The following is a 23,280-nucleotide window of genomic DNA, read 5'->3' on the forward strand; positions in this document are numbered from 1 at the left end:
GGAGTAGCCTTCAAGTTTTTCATGGTTGAAGGCTAACATCACGCCTATGAGTAACGCAGTCGCTGAACTTCGAAAGGACCGTCATCGACCAAGGTTTGGCTGTCGCTGGTAAGACGCAAAAGCCGGAAGTTACCTTCAGCACCGGCTTTACCAGCCATATAAACTCGGCCATAGACAATGTGGTGTGCACCAGCCTTCGCTTTATCAAACTGTTGAAGCTGCGGCCCTTTTACCTCACTTAGAGCGACTCCGCCCCCTTCAACACGCTCCGTCACACCCACGACAAAATCAGGATAGAAGCCAACACCTTCGGCCCAACCATACAAGGCCACCGAGGAAGGTTTTCTACTAGGGTTGCGATGCCACCACATCACTTCGGGCGACGTGTCTAGCAATTCAGCAAACTCGCGCTCCTGCGGACGAAGGTCATCAGGGAAAACACCGTAGAGGTTCCGGACTGCTGGCGCTAGTGGCAGCAACGATGAAACCGAGACCGGAAGGTGTACTGTTGCAGTGCTTACCTGCTCCGCCCTTAATCGCTTGTGAGCATCGCGAATGAGTTTATCATTGCGCACTAATACCAGCTCCAGCTGCCTTGTCAGCTCTTCCTCGTCCACGGGCGGCTCATGTCCTTCGTTGACCAAGACCTCACGAAAGCGTGTCCGAAGTGCTTGGAGCAGCTCCCGTCGATCAACATCTTCAAACTGAAAGGCAATCTGTCTGGCTTTCTGGGCGATGGCCGCTGAAGACACCGTTGCCCAGACGTCTTTATCTTCTGGAGTTGTACCCGCAGCAAACACGTCCGTCACGCGTTCCGTGACTCTTGATCGCACTTTCAGTCGGTCACCTAGAACGCGAGCGAAATCTATGTGCTGGGCCAGCCTAAGCTCGAAATCTTCAGACAAAACAGGCAAGGTTTCGGTCTGGAGTGAGCGGGGAGCTGTGGATCTAAGTGGATAATTGAAACTAGTCGATTCTGCCTCAAGCTGGAATGCATTAGCCAATTGAGAGGCTTCTGTAAATCCGTGCGTTAACCCCGGATGCAGCGGATCTACAGGATCTTCATAACCACTGTCGGCTCCGGTGCGTGATGACGTATTTATCACCTGAAATAGGGAAGCCTGCTCCCCTCCAAAGGGCGTTACGTGCCGTGTAGCCTGCCTAGACGACGTAATAACCTCAGAGGTCGAGGCCTCTGAATTTGCAATGTCGGCGGCATTTTCAGAGGCCGTAGAAACAGACTGATTCGCAAGAAGTGAAAACGTCTGCCCCGGCTTCACCACTTGCACGCTCGATTGGCCGCCGACGATAGTCACAACGGTGGCTGGTGAAGCAGCAGCCAATTGACCTGGTAGCTGGTTAATTTGCGCAGCGGCGTTTAGCAGTCCTTCCTGAGCTTCACCATTGGCTAGAAAGACATAGCCATACTGAAGCAGCGGAGGAAGCTGCTCGAGACGACCTTGAAGTAACCGATGAACCCGCATGATTCGTCCAACGACCTGCACACCAAAACTTGCGTCTCGCGCGCCACGCAGTGCTGCTAAGGTAAATGCTCGCGGTGCGTCAAAACCAGTCGCGATTGCCATTTTAAATAAAATGACTTCCACCTGCGGATCGTTAGCAAGCGCAGATAGATTAGGATCGGGCTCATCTGAAGTGTGGCTGCGCACAGCCGTTTCTGGGAATAAAAGCGTGTTTATAATGTAGTTCTTCGCCTTCTCCAGCATCTGACCACCGTTAGGCACTTGCACCAACATCAGAGGGACTAAATCTACCCCCTCATCAATTAGTGTCTTCTTGATTAAGCGGTGCATAGCGGTCGCCTCAGACATGGCGACTTCTTCGAAGGCCAGCAGTTGCGCGTCGTCTTGGTTTTGAGCGATGAATCGAGCCGCCTTTACGCTCTTCTTGAGCAATTGCGCTTCCACGCCTTCAGCACGCGTAATCGAGGCCCATTCGTCAGGAGCTCCAATACGGTATCCCGTCTGCTGGGCAAACTTGGCTGCATCTGCGTCCCGTGGCGTCGCGGTCATTAGCAGGACGTAGTCTGGCGCCAACACCTGCGCGAAGAAGCGCCCAGCTTCCGTTGCGCGGACGAAACCGTGGTGAGCCTCATCAACAATCACGCCGATCCGAAAACCTGCATTCCGGGCCTCCGCGATCAAGTCATCTACGGCCATTCCAACATCGCCGCTTTGCCGAACCAACCGAGAATCACGGGAACGCGCCGCAACTGTCTGCCAGCTCAACACAAAAACAGAGCCTGGCGTGATCTTCTCGATTTGGCGGTCAGTGTCAATGTCCAACTGCACGAGGCTCGGGGCCTGTTGCTTGAGTGAGGCCTTGGCTTGAGACAAAACCCCTGTAAATGGAGAGAACCAAAACCAGAGCACGCGATCCATCGGCGAAAATCTCGCCATAAACTCACAAGCAATCAACGTCTTGCCTATACCTGTTGGCGCTTGCAAGAGCACGCAAGCACCATCGCGACGAAGCCGAGTGAGCTCAGCTTCATCCGGTTTCGCTCCCAAAGCGTCATAACTAGACTTCAATACATTGAACCGATCAACCAGTACATCAATGTGCTGATCCTGGAACAGCATAGGGATGGTTCGACTCACGACTGCTCTCCCAAATGCTGATCGTCTACCAGCCCTTCAACTGCTTCTGTTTCCGCAGGAATAGGCTCTCGAATTTGCGCATTGCCTTGCCGGAAGGCACGTTGTAGGTCTTGCGGGACAGCTACATAACTGGCGGTGGTATCAATTCCTACAAGCGCTTCCTTGACTGCTTGAACAGCCCAGCTAAGTACTACAGCTGGGCCTTTGTGCGACTCCAACAACTCACGAAGTGCTGCCATCGTTGACGGCTTGCTGTTAGTGCAATACGCAACCAAGTGATTGCCCTGAATGGATGTAGAAAGAGCCGGCTTTACCGCGCTGACTGGATGTCCACTAGCTTGAAGAGCAAATGTCCAAACCATGGAATCCGAAAGGCGCTCCTCAAGCCTATGCATGGGCACTGGCAAGGCTTTGACGTAGGCGAATGATCCACCGAGAGCCTCAACCTCACCTGTTTTCTCTGAGGCATAGCCCTCGATTGCCTTGCGAACACGCACGGCGCAAATGTCACGGCATAGATTCTTATCTGGATTTTCAATTGTCGATTCACGACTGGAAACCAAAACAAACCGTCGCTGCCCACAGTCAGCCTTGTTCATTCGAAGTAGCGCATGGGCAGTTGTGCCGGAACCAGCGAAGAAGTCCAACACCAAAGCATCTTTTTCCGGCGCGCATATTTGCAGCACACGCTCAAGCAATCGAGTTGGTTTCGGTGTATCAAAAGCGGTTTGAGTGCCGAAAATATCCTGGATCTCTTTGCGCGCTTCGTCGGTATGCCCTACTTCATCGTGGGACCACCAGGTCCAAGGAACAAGTCCTTCGACCTCACTGAGATATCGAATCACGCTAGGTTGCGCACTCCCATCTCGCCCCCAATAAATTTTATTCTGAGCTTTCAGCGAGAGAAACTCTGGTTCAATCATCGACCAGCAACGTCCCTCAGGCGGAAAATGCTCCTTTCCGGTTGGAGACGTGATTTTGTACATCTGATTCGGACGGAACCCTTGTGCGGTCATCGGAATGCCCCGCCACCGCTTGGTCGGGTCTTTGTCTAACGGATTATCGTGGTTCTTGTAAACCTTGGCCTGAGCGTCATTTAGTGGGATTCGCCCACGACGTTGCTTGAATGCGTCAGGAGTCAGCGAGTAGACCAACAGATATTCATGCGCGTCTCCAATGGCGCTTCTATTTTCACGGCTATAGCGCTTTTGCCAAATGCAAGTCGCCACGAAGCTACGCTCGCCAAAGACCTGGTTCATCAGAAGCCCCATGTTGAAGAGCTCGTTGTCATCAATGCTCACCACGATGGAACCACCATCCCTGAGGAGAGCCTTGGCTAACACTAGGCGCTGGTAGATAAATTCCAACCAAGTGCTATGTCGGTAGCGGTTCCGAGGATCGAAAAAGCTGTCGTTGTACACAAAATCTTTATTGCCCGTGTTGTACGGGACATCAATATAGATGAGGTGAAACTGACCAGAGTGGGTGGTTGCCAAATGCCTCAGGGCATCGTAGTTGTCACCCTCGACGATCAAGTTTTCCCAAGGCCCCTCTCCGTAGGAGTGCTCAGGAACAAGCTCGAACCCGACAAAATCTCGGTTCAGCGCCTTGTCTGGGTCAATGCTTTGACGCTCCCAGTGCAGCCCATACCGTGAATCGCCTCGGGTTTCGTAGACACCTCTTTGCCTTAAACTGAGGCCAATTAGGAGGTGCCATGAGCAACCCACGTTATCCCGAAGAATTCAAAATCCAAGCGGTCAATCAAGTGGCCGAAAAGAAGCTGCCTGTCGCTGAGGTGGCAGCACGTCTTGGTGTGTCGACGCATAGCCTCTATGCCTGGATAAAGCGCTACAGCAAACCTCTAGAAGAACGACAGCAAGACGATGATCAACACGCTGAACTGCGTCGTCTGCGAGCGGAGCTCAAGCGCGTCACTGAAGAGCGAGATATCTTAAAAAAGGCCGCCGCGTACTTTGCCAAGGAGTGCGGTTGAAGTACGCCTTTATCAAGCAGCGAGCCGGCGACTATTCCATTCGACGGCTTTGCCTGACGCTGAAAGTCCATCCAAGTGGCTATTACGCCTGGTTGTCTGAGCCGCAATCTGCACGCGCCAAAGACAACCAGCGACTGCTGGGTTTGATCAAGCATTCATGGCTGGAAAGTGGCGGCGTTTATGGCTATCGCAAAATCCATGACGATCTGCGCGAGGTCGGTGAAGTTTGCGGGCGCCATCGCGTGGCAAGGCTGATGCGTCTTGAAGGGCTGCGCTCTCAGACAGGTTATCGACGCCGCCCTGGAAAGTACGGCGGTAAGCCAGCGGTCGCCTCACCCAATTTGCTGAAGCGCCAGTTCGATGTCGTGGAACCCAACAAGGTTTGGGTCACCGACATCACCTACATTCGTACGTATGAAGGCTGGTTGTATTTGGCGGTGGTGCTGGATCTGTTTTCTCGTCAGGTCGTTGGCTGGTCAATGAAGGCGCAGATGACCAGTGATTTGGCTATTGATGCGTTGTTGATGGCGGTTTGGAGGCGTAAACCGAAGCAAGAGGTGATGGTTCATTCCGACCAGGGCAGCCAGTACAGCAGCTCCGACTGGCGCAGCTTTTTGAGCGCAAACAATTTGGTTGCCAGCATGAGTCGCCGAGGCAACTGTCATGACAACGCCGTGGCCGAGAGCTTTTTCCAGCTTCTAAAACGGGAACGGATCAAGCGAAAAATCTACATCACGCGGGAAGATGCTCGTAGTGATGTGTTCGATTACATCGAGATGTTCTACAACGTAAAACGCCGCCATGGTTTCAACAATCAGCTGTCACCGGTAGAGTTTGAAAAGCGTTACGCAATGAGCTTGCAAGGTGTCTAGAGAATCCGGGGCGATTCACCGTGCCTGCACGTCGCGCCGTTTGAGGACTTCGACGAGTTGTTCTTTGGTCAAGGCGGAGTAGTCGATACTGCTCAAGCGTTCCTCGGCTCTTTAGTTTGAATGCAAATACCGGGGTCAAATGCGAGGGCAATGCCGTGCGCTTACGGTAGATGCGGAGGAGGTTTTTCGGCGGGACTTTTCTGGAACCGGGCCTGTTTTTCAGCCTACCCAAGGCAACGCTTACATTTGGGGATGAGCGAATGACAATCGAGGATTGCTTGCCTGGGGCACCCAGAGATCACGCCGAGAAAGCTCTGCGAAATCAGGAAGTATGACGTATCGCACCTTCGAAGGCGATAGCAGGGTGCAGCAGGAGAGAAGCAGCGCCAGGGGACAGTCTCGCCGCGCCAGCAATGATTAGCCAAGATTGCCCTGGAAGCTTGCTGGCGGTCTCAAAAAGGTATCCGTGAGCATGAGCGCCCGATGTCGGCATAAGGGCTGCAAAGGTGATTCTAGGAGCGCAGCCAAACCCGCATCCCCTCATAAAGCTCTTTGCCTAACGCGGTCGCTGGTCGGCTGGCGTATCCCGGACTGGATTGCAAGTTGTGGGCGGTAAAGTCGAACTCTTTACCGCTATAGGATACCCAAGCACCCGGCGTCTGAAGCTCAGTCACTGCAATTGCCTTATTGCTCCAGCGTTGGCGATAACCCCTTGTCGGAGGTGATGCGCCCAGGTCTGGCTCCGGTGCAAGTAGCTTGGGGATGGCTTGTATAGCGAGGGCCGCCGGAATGCAGGCGACTCCATGAAGGTGCAAGGGATGGTTTTCTTCGCTGTCACTGCTGGCAAGTTCCAAGACAAAAACCAGGACTACGATACCGATTGTTCTAAGGAATGCTGAAAGGTAGTCGGTCGGTCCTTTCTTGGCTGACAAGGCGGCTTCAGCTACCTCATGGCCTAGACGGAAATTTATGACCTGAGCGCCAGGCTTCAGTGCGAACCCCAGAAAGCTGAAAGCCCGCTTTGTGTCAGCCGGCAACCTTCGTTTCCAGTCTTGAAGAAGTGGACTACCCCCGCTCCCGTAGACATTTTCCAGCCTTAAAGTGAGGCACTTTCAAAGGCCTCAGGACTGACGCCGCCCAGGTGACTGTGACGACGCGTTCGGTTGTAAAACGCCTCAATGTAATCGAATACGTCGGCACGGGCCATATCCCGGGTTTTGTAGATCCTCTTGCGGATGCGTTCTTTTTTCAGGCTACTGAAGAAAGACTCCGTTACCAAGGCCTATGCCGAGTACATCTGGCGCTCCCTGCGCCCAAATGAACGCCTCGATCATCCAGGGTGTGACAAAGGTAGGCGAGAGAGATGGAGCTGTCAGACATCGCTGCACACCGCTAAAACGCTCAGCGAATCTGCTTGCCCATGTTAAATCGAAGCAACATCAGCGCCGCATCGCAGGCATCGCCGGCAAAGTGGCTTTTGCTGAAGGCCTGGGCATTCACCGTGGCCCCGTCGAGCAACATCATGATGTAGGTCGCGAGGGTCTTCGCTGTATCGGGGGTGTGGTGGCGGGCTATCTCGTGTTCTACCAGCGCATGCAGTTTGTGCTTGTAGTCGAGAGCGATCTCGCGGATATCGGAGTGCTCCGGAAATTCGGCCACTGCGCGGCCGAACAGGCAGCCGGCGAAGCTGGTGGAGCAGAACCACTGCCCGCGCCAATCGAAGATCGAAATGATCTTTTCTTCCAGGCTGAGTTTTTCATCCATGCGCGCTTTCAATTGCTCGATCAGATGCGCCGAGCGTTGCGTCAACACGGTTTTGACCAGGTCTTCCTTACCGTTGAAGTTACGGTACATCGTCATTCTGGCGACGCCCGACGCTTCGATGATCCAGTCAACACCTACGGGGTGGAAACCGTGCTGGGAAAACAGGCTGGTAGCAGTGTCGACGACATGCTGCTTCTTCGATACGGACAACTCGGAACTCCAGGTTCAAGTAGTTGGGATGGGCGAAAACCGTAACATTATGATATAGACCAGTCTATCTCAGACTCCATTCGGTGTTTCGCCCATATGTCGCAAAAACTCAGGTAAAGCTCACGGTATCCCCGCCGTCTACGGCCAGTACCGTGCCGCTGATCATCGGGTTGGTGGCCAGTAGCAGCGCCGCCGAAGCGATGTCTTCCGGCCGGGCTATGCGTTTGACAGGCAGTGATTGGCTGCGTTGGCGCATTTTCTGTACCAGTGCTTCGGGGTGCATGCCGGTGTCGACAAAGCCCGGGGACAGCACGTTGACGCGCACCGGCGAGAGTTCGCTGGCCAGCCCACGGGCAAACCCTTCGATACCGGCGTTGACCGCGCTGATCAGTGCCGTCTGCGGCCCGGCGCGCTGGGCAAAACGCCCCGAGACCAGGGTCAGCGAGGCATCCTCGTCAAAAGGTGCCAGCCGGGCAATGTGGTACGCCGCCCAGAACTTGCTGTCGAAGATGCGCTGCGCATCCTCTAGCGCAACGCTGCGCACCGGCCCGAACGTCAGCGAGGCGGCGGTGACAATGATGTGCTTCCAGCGCGTGGGCCGGGCAAAAAAGCGCTCCAATTCGGCCGGCTGCGTGACGTCCAGTGCCACGGTGGCAACCTCGGCGCCGATGTCATGCGCCGCCTGGCTTAGCCGTGCGGCATTGCGCCCGGCCAGGGTGACCGTGGCTCCTTGCTGGTGGAACAGTTTGGCGATGGCAAAGCCGATACCGGCGGAGCCGCCGATGACCAGCACCTGGGTATTGCGCTCAAGCGTAGGCATGGCGATCTTCCTTCTGTGGCAAAGGGTGTGTGAGCGGGTAATCGAAAATCAACATCTCGCACAACGCACGTAAGCGCGGGCGAAAGCCTGCGTGCAACGGGTGTTCTCGCCAGCCGGGGAGCACGGATTCGTCAGTAAAGGTGAGGATAAAACCTTGGTCGTAACCCAGCGAACGGTCGCCGCTGTCGGCAATCACCTCCACTGCGACCAGGCCGGGCACACGGCCGGGAAAGCCGTGCAGTTCCTGCAGCAGCGCCGAGACAGCCGGGGCGTCAGGGCTTTTGAGCAAAACGATGCGCTTATACATGGAGGTTCTCCCATTCGATCAAGTTGCTCAGGCGCGGGCCGCTGTCGAACTCGCACACCACGGTATCGCCGTGGCTAAGGTGGATACCGGCGTCGGCACTGTTGCGATCGGCGCCCATGTAGAGGTAGATCAGCGTGCCGGGCAGGCGCAGTGACGGGTGCTGCCACAGGGTGTCGAACAGGTCATCGGCGTCATAACACAGGCAGGAAAGGCCAGTGCTGAAACGCTGTTCCCAGTGCAGGTCGCCCGCGCGGTAGATGGAGGTTGTGCCCCTGATCAGGTCGGGCAGGGGCTGCCAATACAGCAGGTGGGAAATGGCGCTGGGCTGCAACTTGGCGTAGGCCAGGTAGTTGCGCTTGGATTTGGCCAGGGCGATATCGGTAAGGTCGTTGCCGAAGGTGTAGCCGATGTAGTTCGGGCGGCCGTCGTCAGCCACCAGAAACAGCGCCACCACTTCCGCCTCTTCACACGCCGACAGCGCGCCGCGACTCATGCGCAGCACGTCGCCGCTGCGCTTGAGCGTGTCGGCAAAGCCCTTGATAAAAAAGGCCGGGCGCTCGTCGCTTTCCGGTGGCTGCGCGACTTTGCTCTGGTGGGTCAGGCCAAAGCCGCACACCACGCCCTGGCGCGGGTCGGGCGGCAGCAGGCATGGCAGCAGCTCGAAGCCCGCGAGGTCGGTAACCGTCAATGGCGCTGGCGAATGTTCGCGCAGATACGCCAGTGGACCACCGGGGAATTCGCGCGCCGGTGTGTCGCGCAACAACGCATACAAGTCGGCGACCGGGTAGAGGCTGTACTGCCCGGCGGCGCCGGCGCTGGTGACATAGCGCTGGCCGTCCCGCACGCATTCAAAAATGATCGACATGGGCAAGCTCCTAGAGGGTCTTGATTTCAAGCAAGGCGGGTTTGCCGTGGGTTTCCATATAGGCCAGGCAGTCGGCGATCTTTTCTTGAATCGCCGCCGGAGTGTCGGCGCTGCCGGGGCTATAGAGGTCGAAGGTTTTCGCCAGGGCGACAAAATCCACTTCGTTTTCAAGGAAGCTGGTGCCCAGGTTGGACAGGTCGCTGGGCCGCTGGCGCAGGTCGGCAATGCGTTCGGCGTGCTGCTTGGAATTGAGGTAAAGGCGGTTATTGATCACCAGCACCAGCAAGGGAATGTCGTAGGCCGACAAAGTCCACAGGGCGCTCGGCGTATAGAGCAAGTCGCCATCGGATTGCAGGTTGACGCTCAGCCGGCCAGTGACCTTGTGGGCAACGGCCGCGCCGATGGCTGCACCTAGGCCATAACCCAGCCCGGCACCGCCGCTCATGCCGATGTAAGCCTCGCTGCGTTCGATCGGCCAGAGCTGGCGCACCAGGGTGTCGATGGTCACGCTGCCGGTGTTGGTGAGTACCCAACGCTGATGGCCGATGGCTTCGTGGATCGCGATCAGCGCCTGGGCGATGGTCAGGCCATCGGCAGGTTCGATGACCTGTGCAAGCAACGCCTGGCGACGCACCTGTTTGTGCGCCGTAATACGCGCGATGCGCTCATTGACCAAGGCCTGTGTCGCGCTATCGCGGCGTTCGGCGGATGCCTGCACCGCCTCGGCAATACGTGCGATGGAGGCGACCACGTTGGCGTGCAGGGCCAGGTCGGCGCACACCAGTTTCTGGCTGTCGGCCACCCAACTGCTGATGAGCAGGGAATGGGTGCCCAGGGTGGCGATGTACAAACCTGGGTGGGGTTTTTGCCCGGAGTTGGCCAGCAGGCCGTACAGGTCCTGGACTTCCAGGGCCAACAGAAAGTCGCATTCGCCCAGCAGGTGCGCATCATGGTCCTGGAACACCAGAGGGTGAGTGTTGGGCACGTTATACCGGCCATTGCGTGAAATCACTGCAGCACCGGTGAGACTGGCGATACCCAGCAGCTGTTCGGCCTGCTTATCGTCGAGTGCGGCGTAATCGATGGCGATGACGGGGTGCTGCGCGCTCATCAACTGGGTGACCAGTTCGGCCAGTTGCTGGTCATCCAGCGCCGGTAAGCGTTCCGGGCGCACCGGCCCGGCGGGCAGTGAGAGCCCGTCGGCCAGTGACTCTTCCTGAACTGCACTGTCGATGGCCACATAACACGGGGCATGGGGCTCGGCGGCGCAGAGTTTGAGCGCGCGTTGCACCGACTCCAGGGTGGCGGCCTGGGAGACTGGCATGTCCGTCCATTTGGTGTAGCCGGAGAGGATTTTATCGATGCTCTGGGACGTATGGATCCAGTCGATCCACGGGCGACGCAGGGCCGCATCGATCGGACCGTTGCCGCCCAGTACCAGCAAGGGCACGCGGTCGCACCAGGCGTTGAAGATGGCCATGCTCGCGTGCTGCAAGCCGATATTGGCATGTACCAATACCGCCATGTGCTTGCCGCTGGCCTTGTAATAACCGTGGGCCATGGCCACCGAGATTTCTTCATGGCAGCACATCAGGATGGCCGGCACGGCAGCGTCGGGGTGATGCACCAGCGAGTCATGAATGCCGCGAAATGACGCGCCGGGGTTGAAGCAGACGTACTCGATGCCCTGGTTGATCAACAGATCCACAAGCAAATCGGAAAAATACTTCATCGCGCACGCTCCATGTGGTGGGGCAAATAGGTATGTTGGTCTGCGCCGAGGGCGCAGCGGTAGGGCAGTACGTGGGCGGTCAGCCGCCCGCCAAGGCCAGGTTGCATGTGGGCTGGCAAGTGAATGGCGTTGTGTTGCCGGTCTATCGCCGGCATGGGGTCGAGCAGGTGGTCGTCGAAGAAGCGGTCGTGCTGGCCGGCCTCCACGCCGATAAAGCCGTCGAAGGCCGCCAGCAGTGCGCGGTGGGCGGCAATCAGCGGGCCGACTTCAGCGACCTGCACGCCCAGGTAAACCGGCAAGCCCCAGCGGCGGCATTGCTCGATCATTCTTGCGCTGCTGAGCAAGCCCCCGCACTTGGCAATGCGCAGGTTCACCGCATCCAGCGCCTGGTGGTGCCAGGCGCGTTCCAGGCTCAGGGGCGAGGTGACCGACTCGTCGAGCATGATCGGCACGCCATGCTTGAGGCGCGCCTGGCGGTAATCCTCCAGGCTGCCACGCGGCAAAGGCTCCTCGAACAACGCCACGCCGAGCTCGCGAAACTGCGCGGCGCTACTGTGGAGTTGCGCGGGGGACCAGCTCATGTTCGGGTCGACATACAACGCCAGGCTCGGCGCCAGCGCGTTGATGCTGTCCAGGCGCTCTTTATTGGCCTGGGCATCGCCGGCCAGTTTGAGCTTGAGCGAGTGCAACGGTTTGCGCTGTTCGAGGAACGCGTGCACCGGCTGCGACAGGTCGAGCACCTGGGTGATGTTGACCTGCGCGGGCAGGCTGCGGCGTGCCATCGGCGCCGTATCGGTGATGCGCAGCAGGTAGGCGGACATGGGCAGGCCGGCCTGTTGCGCCAGAGTGTCGAGCAGCGCCATTTCCACCAGGCAGCGGGTATTGTTGCCCAGGCTTACATCGGCATCGCCGGGCAGGCCGTGCTCATAAAGCGCGCGGCCTCGGTCGACCGGGTCGCCGCTGGCCAATGCTTTGGCCAAGCGCGCGAAGTCAAGGCTGCGCAGTTGGGTCAACACTGACTCGCAGTCTTCGCCGGTCACGTAGCGGCGCGGCGCGCATTCACCGATCCCGGTAAAGGCGCCGAGCGTCCAACTGAGCACCACACTGTCTGAAGTGAGGCGTCGGTGGGCGCCATGCACGAACGGATTGGCCATGGGCTGGCGCACAAGGTAGACCTCAGGCGGCGTCATAGGCGTAGCGTCCGTTGGCTTTGACGAAGTCGGCGGTGAACTGCACGACCTGCCCCATGGCCGGGGTAAAAAACAGGTAGTGCTTGTCTTGATTCACCAGCAGGGTCGAGCCGTTGCGACACAGGCGCTGGAAGTGGCCCACCGTGGCATTGACGTCCACCAGCGGGTCTTTATTGGCGCAGATAAACAGGCTGGGGGCGTCGATGGGACGGGCGTCGGCCGCCAGGTAAACCTTCTCCAGGGCCAGCAACTTCTTGCGTTCGCGATGCTGCAGGTGAGTGGTCGCCAGCGCGTCGTTACGGATAAATTCGACCAGGTGCGGGTTGGCGGTGAAGTCTTCGGCGTCGAGCCCCGAATCCCACAGGATCTGCCGGTCGTCCAGGTCGATACTGGCGCGCTCCTGCTCACTCAGCCGGTCGTGCATCTTGCCCAGCCACGCCGAGCAGATCACCAGATTGTCATAGGGCAATGGCGTGTAAGCGCTGCTTGCGATGGCAGCCAGCACCGACCCGCCCAGGCAGTGGCCGAACAGGCACAGCGGAATGTCGTCGGGCACTTCACGGCGAATGTGCTCGATGGCCGCCGCCGCATCTGCGTGCAGCGTGCGCACATCCGGAAAGCCATGTTTCTGGCCGCTGCTGATGCCGCACCCTTCGCGGTCGAGAGCGTAAAACGCGATACCCAGGTTGGCGAAAGCGTTGCCCACCGACCACAGCCAACCAGCGTGGCTTTGCAGGCCATGAAAATACAAAATGGCCCCTTGCGGCCGCTGTGGACGCCAGGCGTGCAGGGCCATGCGCCGATCTGCCTGAGCCAAGTGGTGGACTTCACGCGCAATGCTGTGTGCAAACAAGTGCATATTCATGATTGCCTCTCAAAGTCAGAATTGCTGGATGCCCAGCAGGGACAGGTCCGGTTGGAAGGGCTTGTATTTGATCTGCAGGGTTTTCCTCGCGGCCTTTTCGCGCTCGATGGCCATGGAGATCGCGTTGCCGGGCACCGTAATGACCTTGATTTGCCCCAGGCGCTTGCTGGAGCGCTTGGACTCGTACTCGATATTGATCGCCTGCAAGTGCCCGTCGAGCAGTTGGCTGAGGGTTTGCGACTCGCCGCACGACGCGCCGCCGGCCTCGATGGCGACGGCGTAGTAAGGCGTTTCGTGCCAGACCGGAGCGCACAGGTACAGCCCGGCATTGGGAATGCCGCACATCTGCACGGCTTCGTGCAGCTGGGTCTCGGTGATCTTTTCGCCGGTAAAGGAGTGCATGACGCCGTTGCGGCGGCTGAAACTGATGCGCGGCACGCCACGGTAGTAGCCGTGCACGCGGTAAATATCACCGGTGTACATACGGACCATGCCGTTGCCCTGCCACATGACCAGGTGGTATTCGTCGCCTTCTTTGAGTTGGTCCAGGGCAACGGTTTCCGGTTGTACCTGGTCGCGTACCAGCGCATCCATGTCCACCGACACGGGGATGAACTCGAAGAACGCCTGGTCCACCGCCAGCGGTTGGCTGTCCTGGTCAGCGTCCACCGGTAGGGTCACCACGCCTTCGGTACCGCACGACATGAAGGGCAGCACCTTGGCTTGCCCCATGATCCGTTCCAGCTGCGGCTTGTAGAGCTTGGCCGACGCCGCCGTCCAGCAACTGAAGCGCTCAAGCCCAGGCCATACATCGGTCAGCGACACCCCGTCAGCCGCGAGCACCGTCTCCAGCCGTCGCGCGGCGGCCGGGTCGGCCGCGCGCAAAAGGCTGCCGGTGTGGGCGCCGTCATGCAGGTCACGCAGCAGGCGCTCGCGGTTTTCCAGCAGGCTGTGGTGCAAGGAAAGCAGGGTGCTGGGGTTGATCGCGGTGAGCAGCCTTACGTCTTCGCCCAACGTCCACAGCAGCCGGGCGTACATCTTTTGTTCATGGCTGGCATCTTGGGTCGGCGTGAACCAGGGGGCGTCATACCAAGGCGGGTTCCAGTCGCCGCTGCCGATTTGCGGGTGGCGGTTGCTGATGGCCTGGTAGGGCAGGCCTTCCACGTATTCGTTACTCGGGTCACGCACGGTTTGGGTGTCCAGCGTGGCCCAGGGGTTGGCATGCAGCGCCGGGTAGTCATGGCCAAAAAAGCCCCACATGGCCTGGATGGCGGGCACCCGGTACTGGCGGATCCAGTGCAACGTGTAAGGAATGCGCTTGGACTGGCCGGTGGTGCCGCTGGTCTTGAGCCAGCGCACCACCGGGCTGCAGCTGAGTATCCCGCCTTTTTGCTGGCCTTCACGCACCAGGATTTCGCGGAACCCTTCGTAGGTCATGACCGGGATGTTGGTGCGGGTGATGCGGCCGTTGCAGTGGCTGACGTGAAAGCCGTTTTCCTTCCAGAACAGCGATTTCTGGCACACCGAAATGATGTCCTCAAGCACGTGTTCCTGTGTCCTGAGGGGTTTGTCGAGCCTTTCCAAATAGTTCGCTTGCGCTTGGGCGCATTCAGCTTTGAAGGTCGGCACCCTGCGTTCCCAATGGCCGATCCAAGAGTCCATCTTGCCCATGCGTTCGTCCTCGATCACGTGAAAGGAAAGAGAGACTGGTATGTCTCTGTTGTGAGTGTTTAGTCCTCCGAAATTTATGTGTCAATATATTTCTAGTTATTGGATCCAATCATTTGGATTGTATGACGAGATTAATAAAGTGCCGTTTTTCTTGACCAAACATCTGTTATTCAAAGGTTTTTAGGGCTGTTTCTGGGTCGTTCTTTCGGCGCTGAGGCGAAAATTAAATTTTATTTATTGAAGTTTTGTGTTGACGGAGAACCGATTTTTTGAAAATTATGTAGAACGATCAGTATCACAAGGAGGGCGATTCCATGGTTTCCAAGATCACATTGGGTACTCAAGGGCTGCGTGTCGGCCGCATCGGCCTTGGCTGCATGGGCATGAGCCAGTGGTATGGCGCGACGGATGACAACGAATCGGTGCGTACCCTGCACCGTGCGCTGGAGCTGGGCGTGGACTTCTTCGATTCGGCCGAGGCGTATGGGCCGTTTACCAACGAGCGGTTGTTGCAGCGCGCGTTTGCCGGTCGGCGTGAAGAGGTGGTGATCGCCACCAAGTTTGGTTTTCGCATCGTCGACGGCCAGATCGTTGGCGTCGACAGCTCGCAGAGCAATCTGCAAAAGGTCGTCGAGGCCTCCCTCAAACGGCTGGGCACGGACCACATCGATGTGCTGTATCAGCACCGGCTCGACCCCACCATTCCCATCGAAGAGGTGGTAGGCGCGATGGGGCGCCTGGTTGAGCAGGGCAAGGTCAAATACCTGGGTTTGTGTGAGGTGGGGACAAGCACGATCGAGCGCGCCCATAAAACCCACCCGATATCTGTAGTCCAGGGCGAGTACTCGTTGTGGGAGCGCAATGTCGAGCAAGAGATCTTGCCGCTGCTGCACAACCTGGGGATCGGCTATGTCGCGTTCTGCCCCTTGGGCCGAGGTTTTTTGACCGGCAAGGCCGTCAGCGCCACGCACTACGACGCCAATGACTTCCGCCAGCAGGACCCGCGCTTTCGCGAAGAGAACTTCGCCGCCAATACCTTTCTGACCGAGTCGATTCTGGCACTGGCCGCCTCCTGGTCGATGACGCCTGCGCAACTGGCGCTGGCCTGGCTGCTGACGCGCAGCCCGCACCTGGCGGTGATCCCCGGCACCAAACGAGTGGCCTACCTGGAAGAAAACGTCGCCGCCGACGACTGCGTACTCAGCGATGAGCAGCTTCAGGCGATCGAGGCCTTGCTGGGGCAGTGGGCGGTTGCCGGTGAGCGCTACGAGCAGCGAATGATGCAGTTCATCGACCGATAGGCACTGCCAGGGAGGCCAGCCATGCAACCGCACCGCTTGCTCGACGAAACGGAACAGCGCTTTCACCAGAACTTTTTGCAACATAACGGCAACACGCAGGTGACCTCGTTGCTGACGGTGCCTGGGTGTGTGGGCCCTGTGCAGGCCCGCAAAGCGTTCGCGCAATTGGTGGCGGAGTACCCGTTCCTGCACCAGAAGATTGTGCCAGTCGGTGACGGCCAGTACGGGTTTGTGCCGGTCGACAATCACGTGCAGTCGTCGACCAGCACGACGCCACCGTCGCAGCGTACCGACGTATTGCTCAAGCTTGAATTGAACCGCTTGCTGGGGGATCAAGAGGGCTGGCGCGCGTTAGTGGTTGCCGATGCCGAGATCAACCAGACCCACATTCTGCTGACGCGTAACCATGCGATCTCCGACGGCTACAGCACCGCCAGGCTGGTCAACAGCCTGGCCGGTTACCTCGGTGCGACGCCCGCGAGCCTCGATAGCCGGGTGTCGCAGGCGTTCCATATCCGCCTGAAGCATTGGCGCAGGTCACCCCTTGAGACGGGTAAAGCCAGCTACGCCGATTTTGTCCGGCTGCAGGTCAGCCACCAGGCCACAGAACGCCTGGATCAACTGCGCGCGGGGTCTGGCTTCACCACCAATGCCATTTGGGGTGGGGTGCTGGCGCACAGTTATCTGAGCTTCGCGGATGTGCCGGCGTTCGACTTGTTCACCGCGTATTCACTGCGTGAGCCCGCCAGCCATGGCCATCCGTTGACCAAGGCCTGCCTGATCGATGTGCGCAGAACCGCCTTTGCACGGCAAAACCCAGGCGTGCTCGGCTGTATTGAGCGCTATGCGCAGGCGGTCGCCGAGGGCCGCGCGCAACTGGGCGCCCCCCCAGCCAGTGCGGCCAACGACAGCCCGCGACCCGCACTGGCTTTTACCAATACCGGGCCGCTGGACCGCTTCTTGACTCACCCCGCGCCGGCTGTGCTCGGCTTCTCAACCCTGGTTAACCGCTCCGGCGGCAACTACGACTTCGTCCTGCACCTGGGCAGGTTCAATGGCAACTGGCATGCGGCGCTGGCGTTCAGTTCGCTGAAAGTCGAGCGCGCTACGGCACTGGCGTTCAAGGCGCAGATCGAGGCGACCCTGCAGTCGCTGCCGGCTGCGCTCCACACCTCCTGAGGAATTGATAATGGATACTTCCAGCAATAAGAAGTTGACCCTGTTCGCCACCTGCCTTGGCTTTGTGGTGGTGCTGCTCGATGTGAGCGTGGTCAACGTGGCCCTTGAAAGCTTCAAGGCCGAGTTCGCCACCGACGTGCTGCAACTGCAATGGATCGTCAACGCCTACACGCTGTTGTTTGCCTCGTTTTTGCTGACCGGTGGCGCGTTGGGTGACCGGTTTGGCCACAAGAAAATCTTCCTGTGGGGGTATGCGGTCTTTACCTTGGCCTCGCTCGGTTGCGGCCTGGCGGACACCTTGCCCGCGCTGATCGGCTTTCGCGCGCTGCAAGGCATCGGCGCGGCACTGTTGGTGCCCACTTCCCTGGCGCTGGTGCGAATTACCTTTGAGGTGCCCGCCGAACGCAGCAAGGCCATTGCCTTGTGGGCGGGCGTTGCCGGCATTGCGCTGGCCGCCGGCCCGGTGGTGGGCGGCTTGCTGATTGGTGTGTTCGGCTGGCGCAGCATCTTTTTCATCAACTTGCCCATTGGCCTGATCGGCATCGTGCTGTGCCTGATCAATGCGCCACGTATCCCGGCCAACCACAAAGGCGGTTTCGATTTGTGGGGGCAGTTGCTGGCGTTGTTTACCTTGGCCAACTTGACCTACGCGGTGATCGAGTTGGGCCGCCAGAACGGTGTCGACCTGCGCGTTGCGGTGCATGCCGTGTGCTTTGTCGGCGGCTTGCTCGGGTTTTTGTGGGTCGAGTCGCGCACGGCCCGGCCGATGGTGCCGCTTACGGTGTTCAACAACGCGGCGTTCAGCCTGGCCTCGATCCTGGGCGTGATCGTGAACTTCGTGTTCTACGGGCTGATTTTCGTGTTCAGCATCTTTTTACAGCAGGTCAATCACTACTCGGTGATCAATACCGGGCTGGCCTTTATTCCCATGACCGGGGTGCTGTTCTTCGGCAATCAGCTGGCTGCCCGCTGGCTGCCCAAGTTGGGTGAGCGGCGCCTGCTAGCGCTGGGCCTGGCCATCGCGTTGCTCGGCGTGGTGGCACTGACACCCTTCGTGGGTGGCGCGCCTTACGCCAACATCGCCGTGCAAATGTTTGTGATCGGCTTCGGTATCTCACTCACGGTGCCCACCCTGACCGCCACCGCCGTCAACCACGTCAGCAGCGATAAGTCCGGCGTGGCCTCGGCCATCGTCAATGCCTCGCGCCAAGTGGGTGGCCTGATCGGAGTGGCCATCTTCAGCCTGTTGATCAACGTGACCGATGCAGCCCAGTTCGGCCACGGGTTCGCCCAAGTTATCGCCCTGTCCTCGCTGCTGTTGGCCGCGGGCTGGGCGTTGACGCTCGTGTTGTTGCGCAAGCACCCCCTGGCCGCGCAATCGGCCGCCTGAAGCAGTGCTCAATAAACCCTGGAAGCAATGGAGATTGAACATGCAAGCAGTCATGAAGACCGAGGCAAATTCCGGCTACGCGCCGCGCCAACTGGATGCCCAGCAAATCCTGGATTTTCGGGCCAATGGGTGGATGAAACTGGAAAATGTGATCAACGCCGAGACGGTGCAGATGTTGCTCCAGGAGGCCAAGACCCGCATGGGCGAGGTGGCGCGCACGGTCGATCGCAACGACCCAGGCAAGCAGATCGAGAATGCCTACCGCTGGTATGCGCGCTGGGATGAAGTCTCCAGCACCTGCCCGCAGATCAAGGCGCTCAGCCATTCGCCTCAGCTGGCCAGCATTGCGTCGCAACTGGTGGGCGAGGACGTGCGGTTCTATTCCGACCACGTGTTCGCCAAGAACCCCGAGTCCGAGGCCGGTGGCGACACCCCTTGGCACCAGGACTTTCCTCACCACCCGCTGGATCGGCAGGGCGCGTTGAATATCTGGATCGCCTTGGTCGACCTGACGCCGGAAATGGGCACCATGCAGTTTCTCAGCCGCAGCCATCGAGCGGGCATGCTGGGGCGTTACTTCAACCGCCGCGACAACGTGACCTTGCTCGACGAGCACCCATGGGTGCTGGACGAGTTCGAGATGTCGCCGCCCATTGCACTCAAGGCCGGCGATGCCACTGTGCACGACATGAACGTGATCCATGCGGCGCCTGCCAATAGCTCCAATGTGCCGCGCTGGGTGTATTCCACCCTGTGGCTGCCGGTGTCGGCGCGCTACACCGGCGCCTCGAACCATCGCACCGACCCGCTTGGGCTGACGCTCGACATGCCCATGGAGCACCCCAAGTTTCCCGTTATCCCGACCCGCTGACAGCCGTGTACTCCGGCCGGCACTTGCCGGTCGGCGTTCTATTACATGAGGGGAAACCGAACATGCCACATGTCTATCTTGAGTACACCGCAGGGGTAGCTGACGAGGTTGATTTCAAAAGTGCCTGCCAGCGTCTGCATCGAACACTGGTCGAAGTATCGGGGTTGCGACTGGACCTGGTCAAAACCCGCCTGGTCAGCTACGACCACGCGTTCGTTGGCGATTGTGACGAGCGCCAGCATTTCATCCACCTCAACGTCTCCACGGTGACCGGCAAGGCCGGCGACGATGAGCAGCGACGCGCGATCAGCACGGCGCTGCTTGAGGTGATGGCCGATATCTTTGCGCCTGCGCTGCTGCGCCATAAGGTGGATCTTTCTGTGCAAGTCACCGAGGTTCCGGCCAGCGGCTATGTGCGCAAGCGGTCGGCGACTTTACTGCCGTGAGTGCAACGTAACTAACGAGTGTGGTCATCCAGAGGATCGTTCAGGTTCAGGCAGTTCGCTCAAAAGTGTTTTTATAACCTTATGTCGTAGGAGTATTGGTCTTTGTAGTTTCGGGTGCGCCGGGTTCCTACACTTGCGGTCTGTCAACCCGCGTACAGCTGCCACCCATTCCTGTTTGACAGCAGGGGGCGGTAGCTCCTTAAACAGTGTGGGAGCTTCATCATGAAAAAGATCACCCCCAATCCCCCTCCGCAACCCTCTTCACCATCGCTCCGGATATCCCCCCGAAACCCTGCTAATTCAAGCCAGCGAAACCCTCGCCTCACTCAACGCCATGACCACCGGCCTGGCTTTCGAACTCGAGGGCGCCCACCGTCACAAGCTGCTGGCCACCCAGCAACTGGTCGTGCTGGGCGAGTTGTTGGTTGAGCGCGTGCCGGTCCTCACCCAAGACACACAAACATTCCAGTAACAAAAAGGCCGAGACGCGTTCAGCGACTCGGCCTTTTGCTGTCAGTCTGGAATCCGCCCCCACTTGCGATTACCCTGCTCTCCTCTATCAGACAACCGGAAGTCCGATACCCGTGTTCAAGCCACTCGCCGCCCTCGCCCTCGCCTGCGCCCCTCTGCTCGCAACCGCCGCCGACCTGGCCGGTGTCTGGACGGGCACCTTGGGCAAGTCCGCGATCACCGCCTGTTTCAACGGTGCCCACGGTGCCAATGGCAGCTACTACTACCAGCGTATTCTCACGCCCATTCAGCTTACCCAAGCCAACGCCAGTGAGCCGTGGGTGGAGGACGGGCAAACCGGGTTCTGGCAGTTGGATGATCCGCAAGGCGATACGCTGACCGGCACCTGGAGCAAAGCCCTGGGCGGTAAAAGCCTGGCGTTGGTGCTCAAACGTGCAGACGCCGATGGCTGCGCCAGCGACACCTACAACAACCCGCTTGAAGCCGTGCCGCCTGCGGTAAAGGTCGAGAGGAAGACCTTCGCCGAGCACGCCTATCAAGTGAAGACCCAAGGTGGGCAGGTCATCCTGAAACTCGAAGGCGACGGGGCGGCCATCGACGAAATAAACCGCGACCTCGCGCGCATGGCCATCAACCCGGAAGGCCAGGCTGATTTCTACAGAGAGCGGCGTAATTCACTGGACCAGAGTGGCGGCACTGCGACCAGCGAGATCACGGTGGAGCCGTACTACTGGTCATCGCACTGGATCACCGTGCGTTTCTATCGCTGGTCGGCAGGCTACGGGCGCGGGGGCATCAGTTGGGGCCTGCACAGTTGGAACCTGCAAACCGGTGAAAAGGTTGACCCTTGGACGTGGCTGGGAGGCCATGAGCAATGGGACAGCCCCTACTCGGGCCAGGTCAAACTGCCCGCTGCGTTCAGCGCCTGGCTTTCCAAGCAAACCACCGTCGACGAAGGGTGCCCGGCGGTGACCAGCTACTCCACCTTCGATTTGAGCTTTAACACCCAGGGCCTGCAGCTCTCGACGCCCGCGCAGGGCGATGGCTGTGATAACGAGCTGAGCTTTACCTGGGAGCAATTGGAGCCGGTGCTGACGGCCCAAGGCAAAGCTGCCGTGCCCAGTTTGAAAACGCCATAACGGCAAAATCAGCCTTACAAAAATCCAACACTCGTTCACGAAATATTCAGAAACACCAACGGATACTAGCCCATTGCAATGACCGTTCCCCCCGGACGGTCCTCCTGCCTTGGTAGCCACATTCATGACGCGTCCCGCTCCCCTGCTGCTCCTGCTTGCTGGTCTGTTGTTCTTCTTTGCCCTGGGTAACCACGAGCTGCAAGGCTCCACCGAAGCCCGCGTGGCCGGGATCGCCATGGCCATGCACCTGGACAACAACTGGGTGGTGCCCCAGTTGTTTCGTGAGCCCTTCCTGGAAAAACCACCCCTGAGCCTGTGGATCGATGCCGGGGCGATTCGTCTGTTTGGCGGCACCACCTGGGCGGTGCGTCTGGCGTCGGCGTTTGCCGGGTTGTTCAGCGTGATGCTGCTGTATGGAATGCTGCGCAGGTTCGGGCGTCCGCAGACGCTGGCGTTCAGCGCCGCCTTGATTCTGGCGACCATGGCCAGCTACTGGAGCAATGTGCGCGGTGTCGGTGAGGATTCATTGCTGACACTCGGCGTCACCACCGCGTTGCTGGCGTTCTACCAAGCCGTACGGCCCGACCGCCAAGGTTCCAGCACAGGCGCATGGGCACTGTTTACCGCGGGAATGGTGATCGCCACGCTCAGCAAGGGTGTGCTGGGCCTGGCGATGCCAGGCATTGTGATTTTTGTGTACCTGGCCAGCACGAGCCTGATGGACAAGCGCCTGCACCTTGGCGACTGGCTCAAGCCGGCACTGTTTACTGTATTGGCGTTGGTGCCGCTGATCATCTGGCTGGGCTTCCTGTACCAGCGCGGCGGGATGCAGGCGGTGACCGAGGTGCTGCTGACCAACAGCGTCGGCCGGTTCAGCGGTTCCTTTGTCGAAGCCGGGCACTACGAGCCGTTCTACTACTACATCGCCAAGCTGCCCGAGGCGTTCCTGCCGTGGAACATCCTGGTGTACTTGGGCTTGTGGCACTTTCGTAAAAGCCTGGTGCGCAATCGTTACCGCCTGTTCTTCAGCGTGTGGCTGGTGGCGCAGTTCACCTTGCTGACCCTGGCGTCGAGCAAACGCACCGTGTACCTGATGGCACTCACACCTGCCGCCGCCGTACTGGCCGCGGAATACGCGCGGGTACTGCTGGACTGGCTGAAAACCCACCAACCCGCGTTGCACAAGCATCACACAAGCGTGGTGGGCGGCGTGTTCACCCTGGCCGTGGGTTGCTACCTGATCGCGGCCTTCTGGTTTGCACCCAAGGCCGACGTGCGCCAGTCGTTCGTGCCGGCGATCAGCCAGGTCCAGGCGTTTAAAGACGAAGGCAGGGAAGTGGTGTTGTTCCAGCCCAACGAACGTATCGCCGGCGCCAGTGTGTTTTATCTGCGGGCCTACTTGCCGATCCTGCAGACCGAGGCCGAGCTGCACAGTTACCTCGGCGCCAAGCCCGGCAACATTGCGTTGCTGGACCATACCAACGGCCTGGCCACCCCGGTAAAGGTGATCAAGCAGATCTCGATCAACCGCCAGCCTTACTACTTCGTGGAGCAGTAAGGCTGGCGCAGGGCA

18 protein-coding genes and 2 pseudogenes are annotated in these 23,280 nt (G+C 59.0%); 9 read left to right on the forward strand and 11 right to left on the reverse strand.

Translation table 11 applies throughout. The annotated features are described in order from the left end of the window. Positions 1–44: 44 nt before the first annotated feature. Both KUA23_RS25895 and KUA23_RS25900 read right to left on the reverse strand, forming a co-directional pair. The gene (locus KUA23_RS25895) at positions 45–2,621 is read right to left on the reverse strand and encodes a DEAD/DEAH box helicase (protein ID WP_252993061.1); all 2,577 of its coding nucleotides are present in this window, start codon (positions 2,619–2,621) and stop codon (positions 45–47) included. Further along, positions 2,618–4,156: a site-specific DNA-methyltransferase gene (locus KUA23_RS25900; RefSeq protein ID WP_252993062.1), complete on the reverse strand. Its 1,539-nt coding sequence runs from the start codon at positions 4,154–4,156 to the stop codon at positions 2,618–2,620. Before KUA23_RS25900 ends, KUA23_RS25895 begins: the two co-directional genes overlap by 4 nt. A 179-nt stretch (positions 4,157–4,335) precedes the next feature. Here KUA23_RS25900 and KUA23_RS25905 point away from each other — a divergent pair. Next, positions 4,336–5,486 (forward strand): IS3 family transposase gene (locus tag KUA23_RS25905; RefSeq protein WP_100490110.1). Its coding sequence is split into 2 segments (ribosomal slippage): positions 4,336–4,570 and positions 4,570–5,486, totalling 1,152 coding nucleotides; the frame shifts between segments, so codons are not numbered across the junction. 1,096 nt (positions 5,487–6,582) lie between these two features. Here the strand turns inward: KUA23_RS25905 and KUA23_RS25910 are convergent. From KUA23_RS25910 to KUA23_RS25950, 9 genes and pseudogenes are all read right to left on the reverse strand, one after another. After that, positions 6,583–6,762 (reverse strand): annotated as a pseudogene (locus tag KUA23_RS25910) (IS3 family transposase); the annotation flags it as partial. Between the two features lie 125 nt (positions 6,763–6,887). Beyond that, positions 6,888–7,460: a TetR/AcrR family transcriptional regulator gene (locus KUA23_RS25915; RefSeq protein ID WP_252993063.1), complete on the reverse strand. Its 573-nt coding sequence runs from the start codon at positions 7,458–7,460 to the stop codon at positions 6,888–6,890. A gap of 109 nt (positions 7,461–7,569) precedes the next feature. After that, positions 7,570–8,280 (reverse strand): SDR family oxidoreductase, encoded by a 711-nt coding sequence (locus KUA23_RS25920; RefSeq protein ID WP_252993064.1) that lies wholly within the window; start codon positions 8,278–8,280, stop codon positions 7,570–7,572. Next, positions 8,267–8,587, reverse strand: a complete 321-nt coding sequence (locus KUA23_RS25925) for a Dabb family protein (RefSeq protein WP_252993065.1) — start codon at positions 8,585–8,587, stop codon at positions 8,267–8,269. Before KUA23_RS25925 ends, KUA23_RS25920 begins: the two co-directional genes overlap by 14 nt. Next, complete coding sequence (locus KUA23_RS25930) at positions 8,580–9,452, reverse strand: sugar transporter (RefSeq protein ID WP_252993066.1); 873 nt, start codon at positions 9,450–9,452, stop codon at positions 8,580–8,582. Before KUA23_RS25930 ends, KUA23_RS25925 begins: the two co-directional genes overlap by 8 nt. A 10-nt stretch (positions 9,453–9,462) precedes the next feature. Beyond that, a complete protein-coding gene (locus KUA23_RS25935) occupies positions 9,463–11,184 on the reverse strand; it encodes a thiamine pyrophosphate-binding protein (protein WP_252993067.1) in 1,722 nt (573 codons plus the stop codon). Next, positions 11,181–12,374, reverse strand: a complete 1,194-nt coding sequence (locus KUA23_RS25940) for an enolase C-terminal domain-like protein (protein WP_252993068.1) — start codon at positions 12,372–12,374, stop codon at positions 11,181–11,183. Before KUA23_RS25940 ends, KUA23_RS25935 begins: the two co-directional genes overlap by 4 nt. Beyond that, a complete protein-coding gene (locus KUA23_RS25945; protein ID WP_252993069.1) occupies positions 12,361–13,239 on the reverse strand; it encodes an alpha/beta hydrolase in 879 nt (292 codons plus the stop codon). Before KUA23_RS25945 ends, KUA23_RS25940 begins: the two co-directional genes overlap by 14 nt. A gap of 15 nt (positions 13,240–13,254) precedes the next feature. Then, the gene (locus KUA23_RS25950) at positions 13,255–14,910 is read right to left on the reverse strand and encodes a GH3 family acyl-acid amido synthetase (RefSeq protein ID WP_306428746.1); all 1,656 of its coding nucleotides are present in this window, start codon (positions 14,908–14,910) and stop codon (positions 13,255–13,257) included. Positions 14,911–15,224: 314 nt separating this feature from the next. Here KUA23_RS25950 and KUA23_RS25955 point away from each other — a divergent pair, with 314 nt between their 5' ends. The 8 genes and pseudogenes from KUA23_RS25955 to KUA23_RS25990 all read left to right on the forward strand — a co-directional run bounded on the left by KUA23_RS25955 (position 15,225) and on the right by KUA23_RS25990 (position 23,265). Further along, positions 15,225–16,211 (forward strand): aldo/keto reductase, encoded by a 987-nt coding sequence (locus tag KUA23_RS25955; protein WP_252993071.1) that lies wholly within the window; start codon positions 15,225–15,227, stop codon positions 16,209–16,211. Positions 16,212–16,232: 21 nt separating this feature from the next. Continuing rightward, on the forward strand, positions 16,233–17,390 hold the full coding sequence (locus KUA23_RS25960) for a hypothetical protein (protein ID WP_346356362.1): 1,158 nt from the start codon (positions 16,233–16,235) through the stop codon (positions 17,388–17,390). A 10-nt stretch (positions 17,391–17,400) separates the two neighbouring features. Then, a complete protein-coding gene (locus KUA23_RS25965) occupies positions 17,401–18,780 on the forward strand; it encodes an MFS transporter (RefSeq protein WP_252993074.1) in 1,380 nt (459 codons plus the stop codon). Between the two features lie 40 nt (positions 18,781–18,820). Then, on the forward strand, positions 18,821–19,651 hold the full coding sequence (locus tag KUA23_RS25970) for a phytanoyl-CoA dioxygenase family protein (RefSeq protein ID WP_100492133.1): 831 nt from the start codon (positions 18,821–18,823) through the stop codon (positions 19,649–19,651). Between the two features lie 62 nt (positions 19,652–19,713). After that, positions 19,714–20,097: a tautomerase family protein gene (locus tag KUA23_RS25975; RefSeq protein WP_058419938.1), complete on the forward strand. Its 384-nt coding sequence runs from the start codon at positions 19,714–19,716 to the stop codon at positions 20,095–20,097. A gap of 222 nt (positions 20,098–20,319) precedes the next feature. Further along, positions 20,320–20,569 (forward strand): annotated as a pseudogene (locus tag KUA23_RS25980) (DUF6124 family protein). 112 nt (positions 20,570–20,681) lie between these two features. Then, entirely contained in the window at positions 20,682–21,707 is a 1,026-nt protein-coding gene (locus tag KUA23_RS25985; protein WP_252993075.1) for a hypothetical protein, read from the forward strand. 124 nt (positions 21,708–21,831) lie between these two features. Then, positions 21,832–23,265 (forward strand): ArnT family glycosyltransferase, encoded by a 1,434-nt coding sequence (locus KUA23_RS25990; protein WP_252993076.1) that lies wholly within the window; start codon positions 21,832–21,834, stop codon positions 23,263–23,265. Positions 23,266–23,280: the final 15 nt, after the last annotated feature.

Source organism: Pseudomonas pergaminensis, assembly GCF_024112395.2.
GTDB classification, from domain to species: domain Bacteria; phylum Pseudomonadota; class Gammaproteobacteria; order Pseudomonadales; family Pseudomonadaceae; genus Aquipseudomonas; species Aquipseudomonas pergaminensis.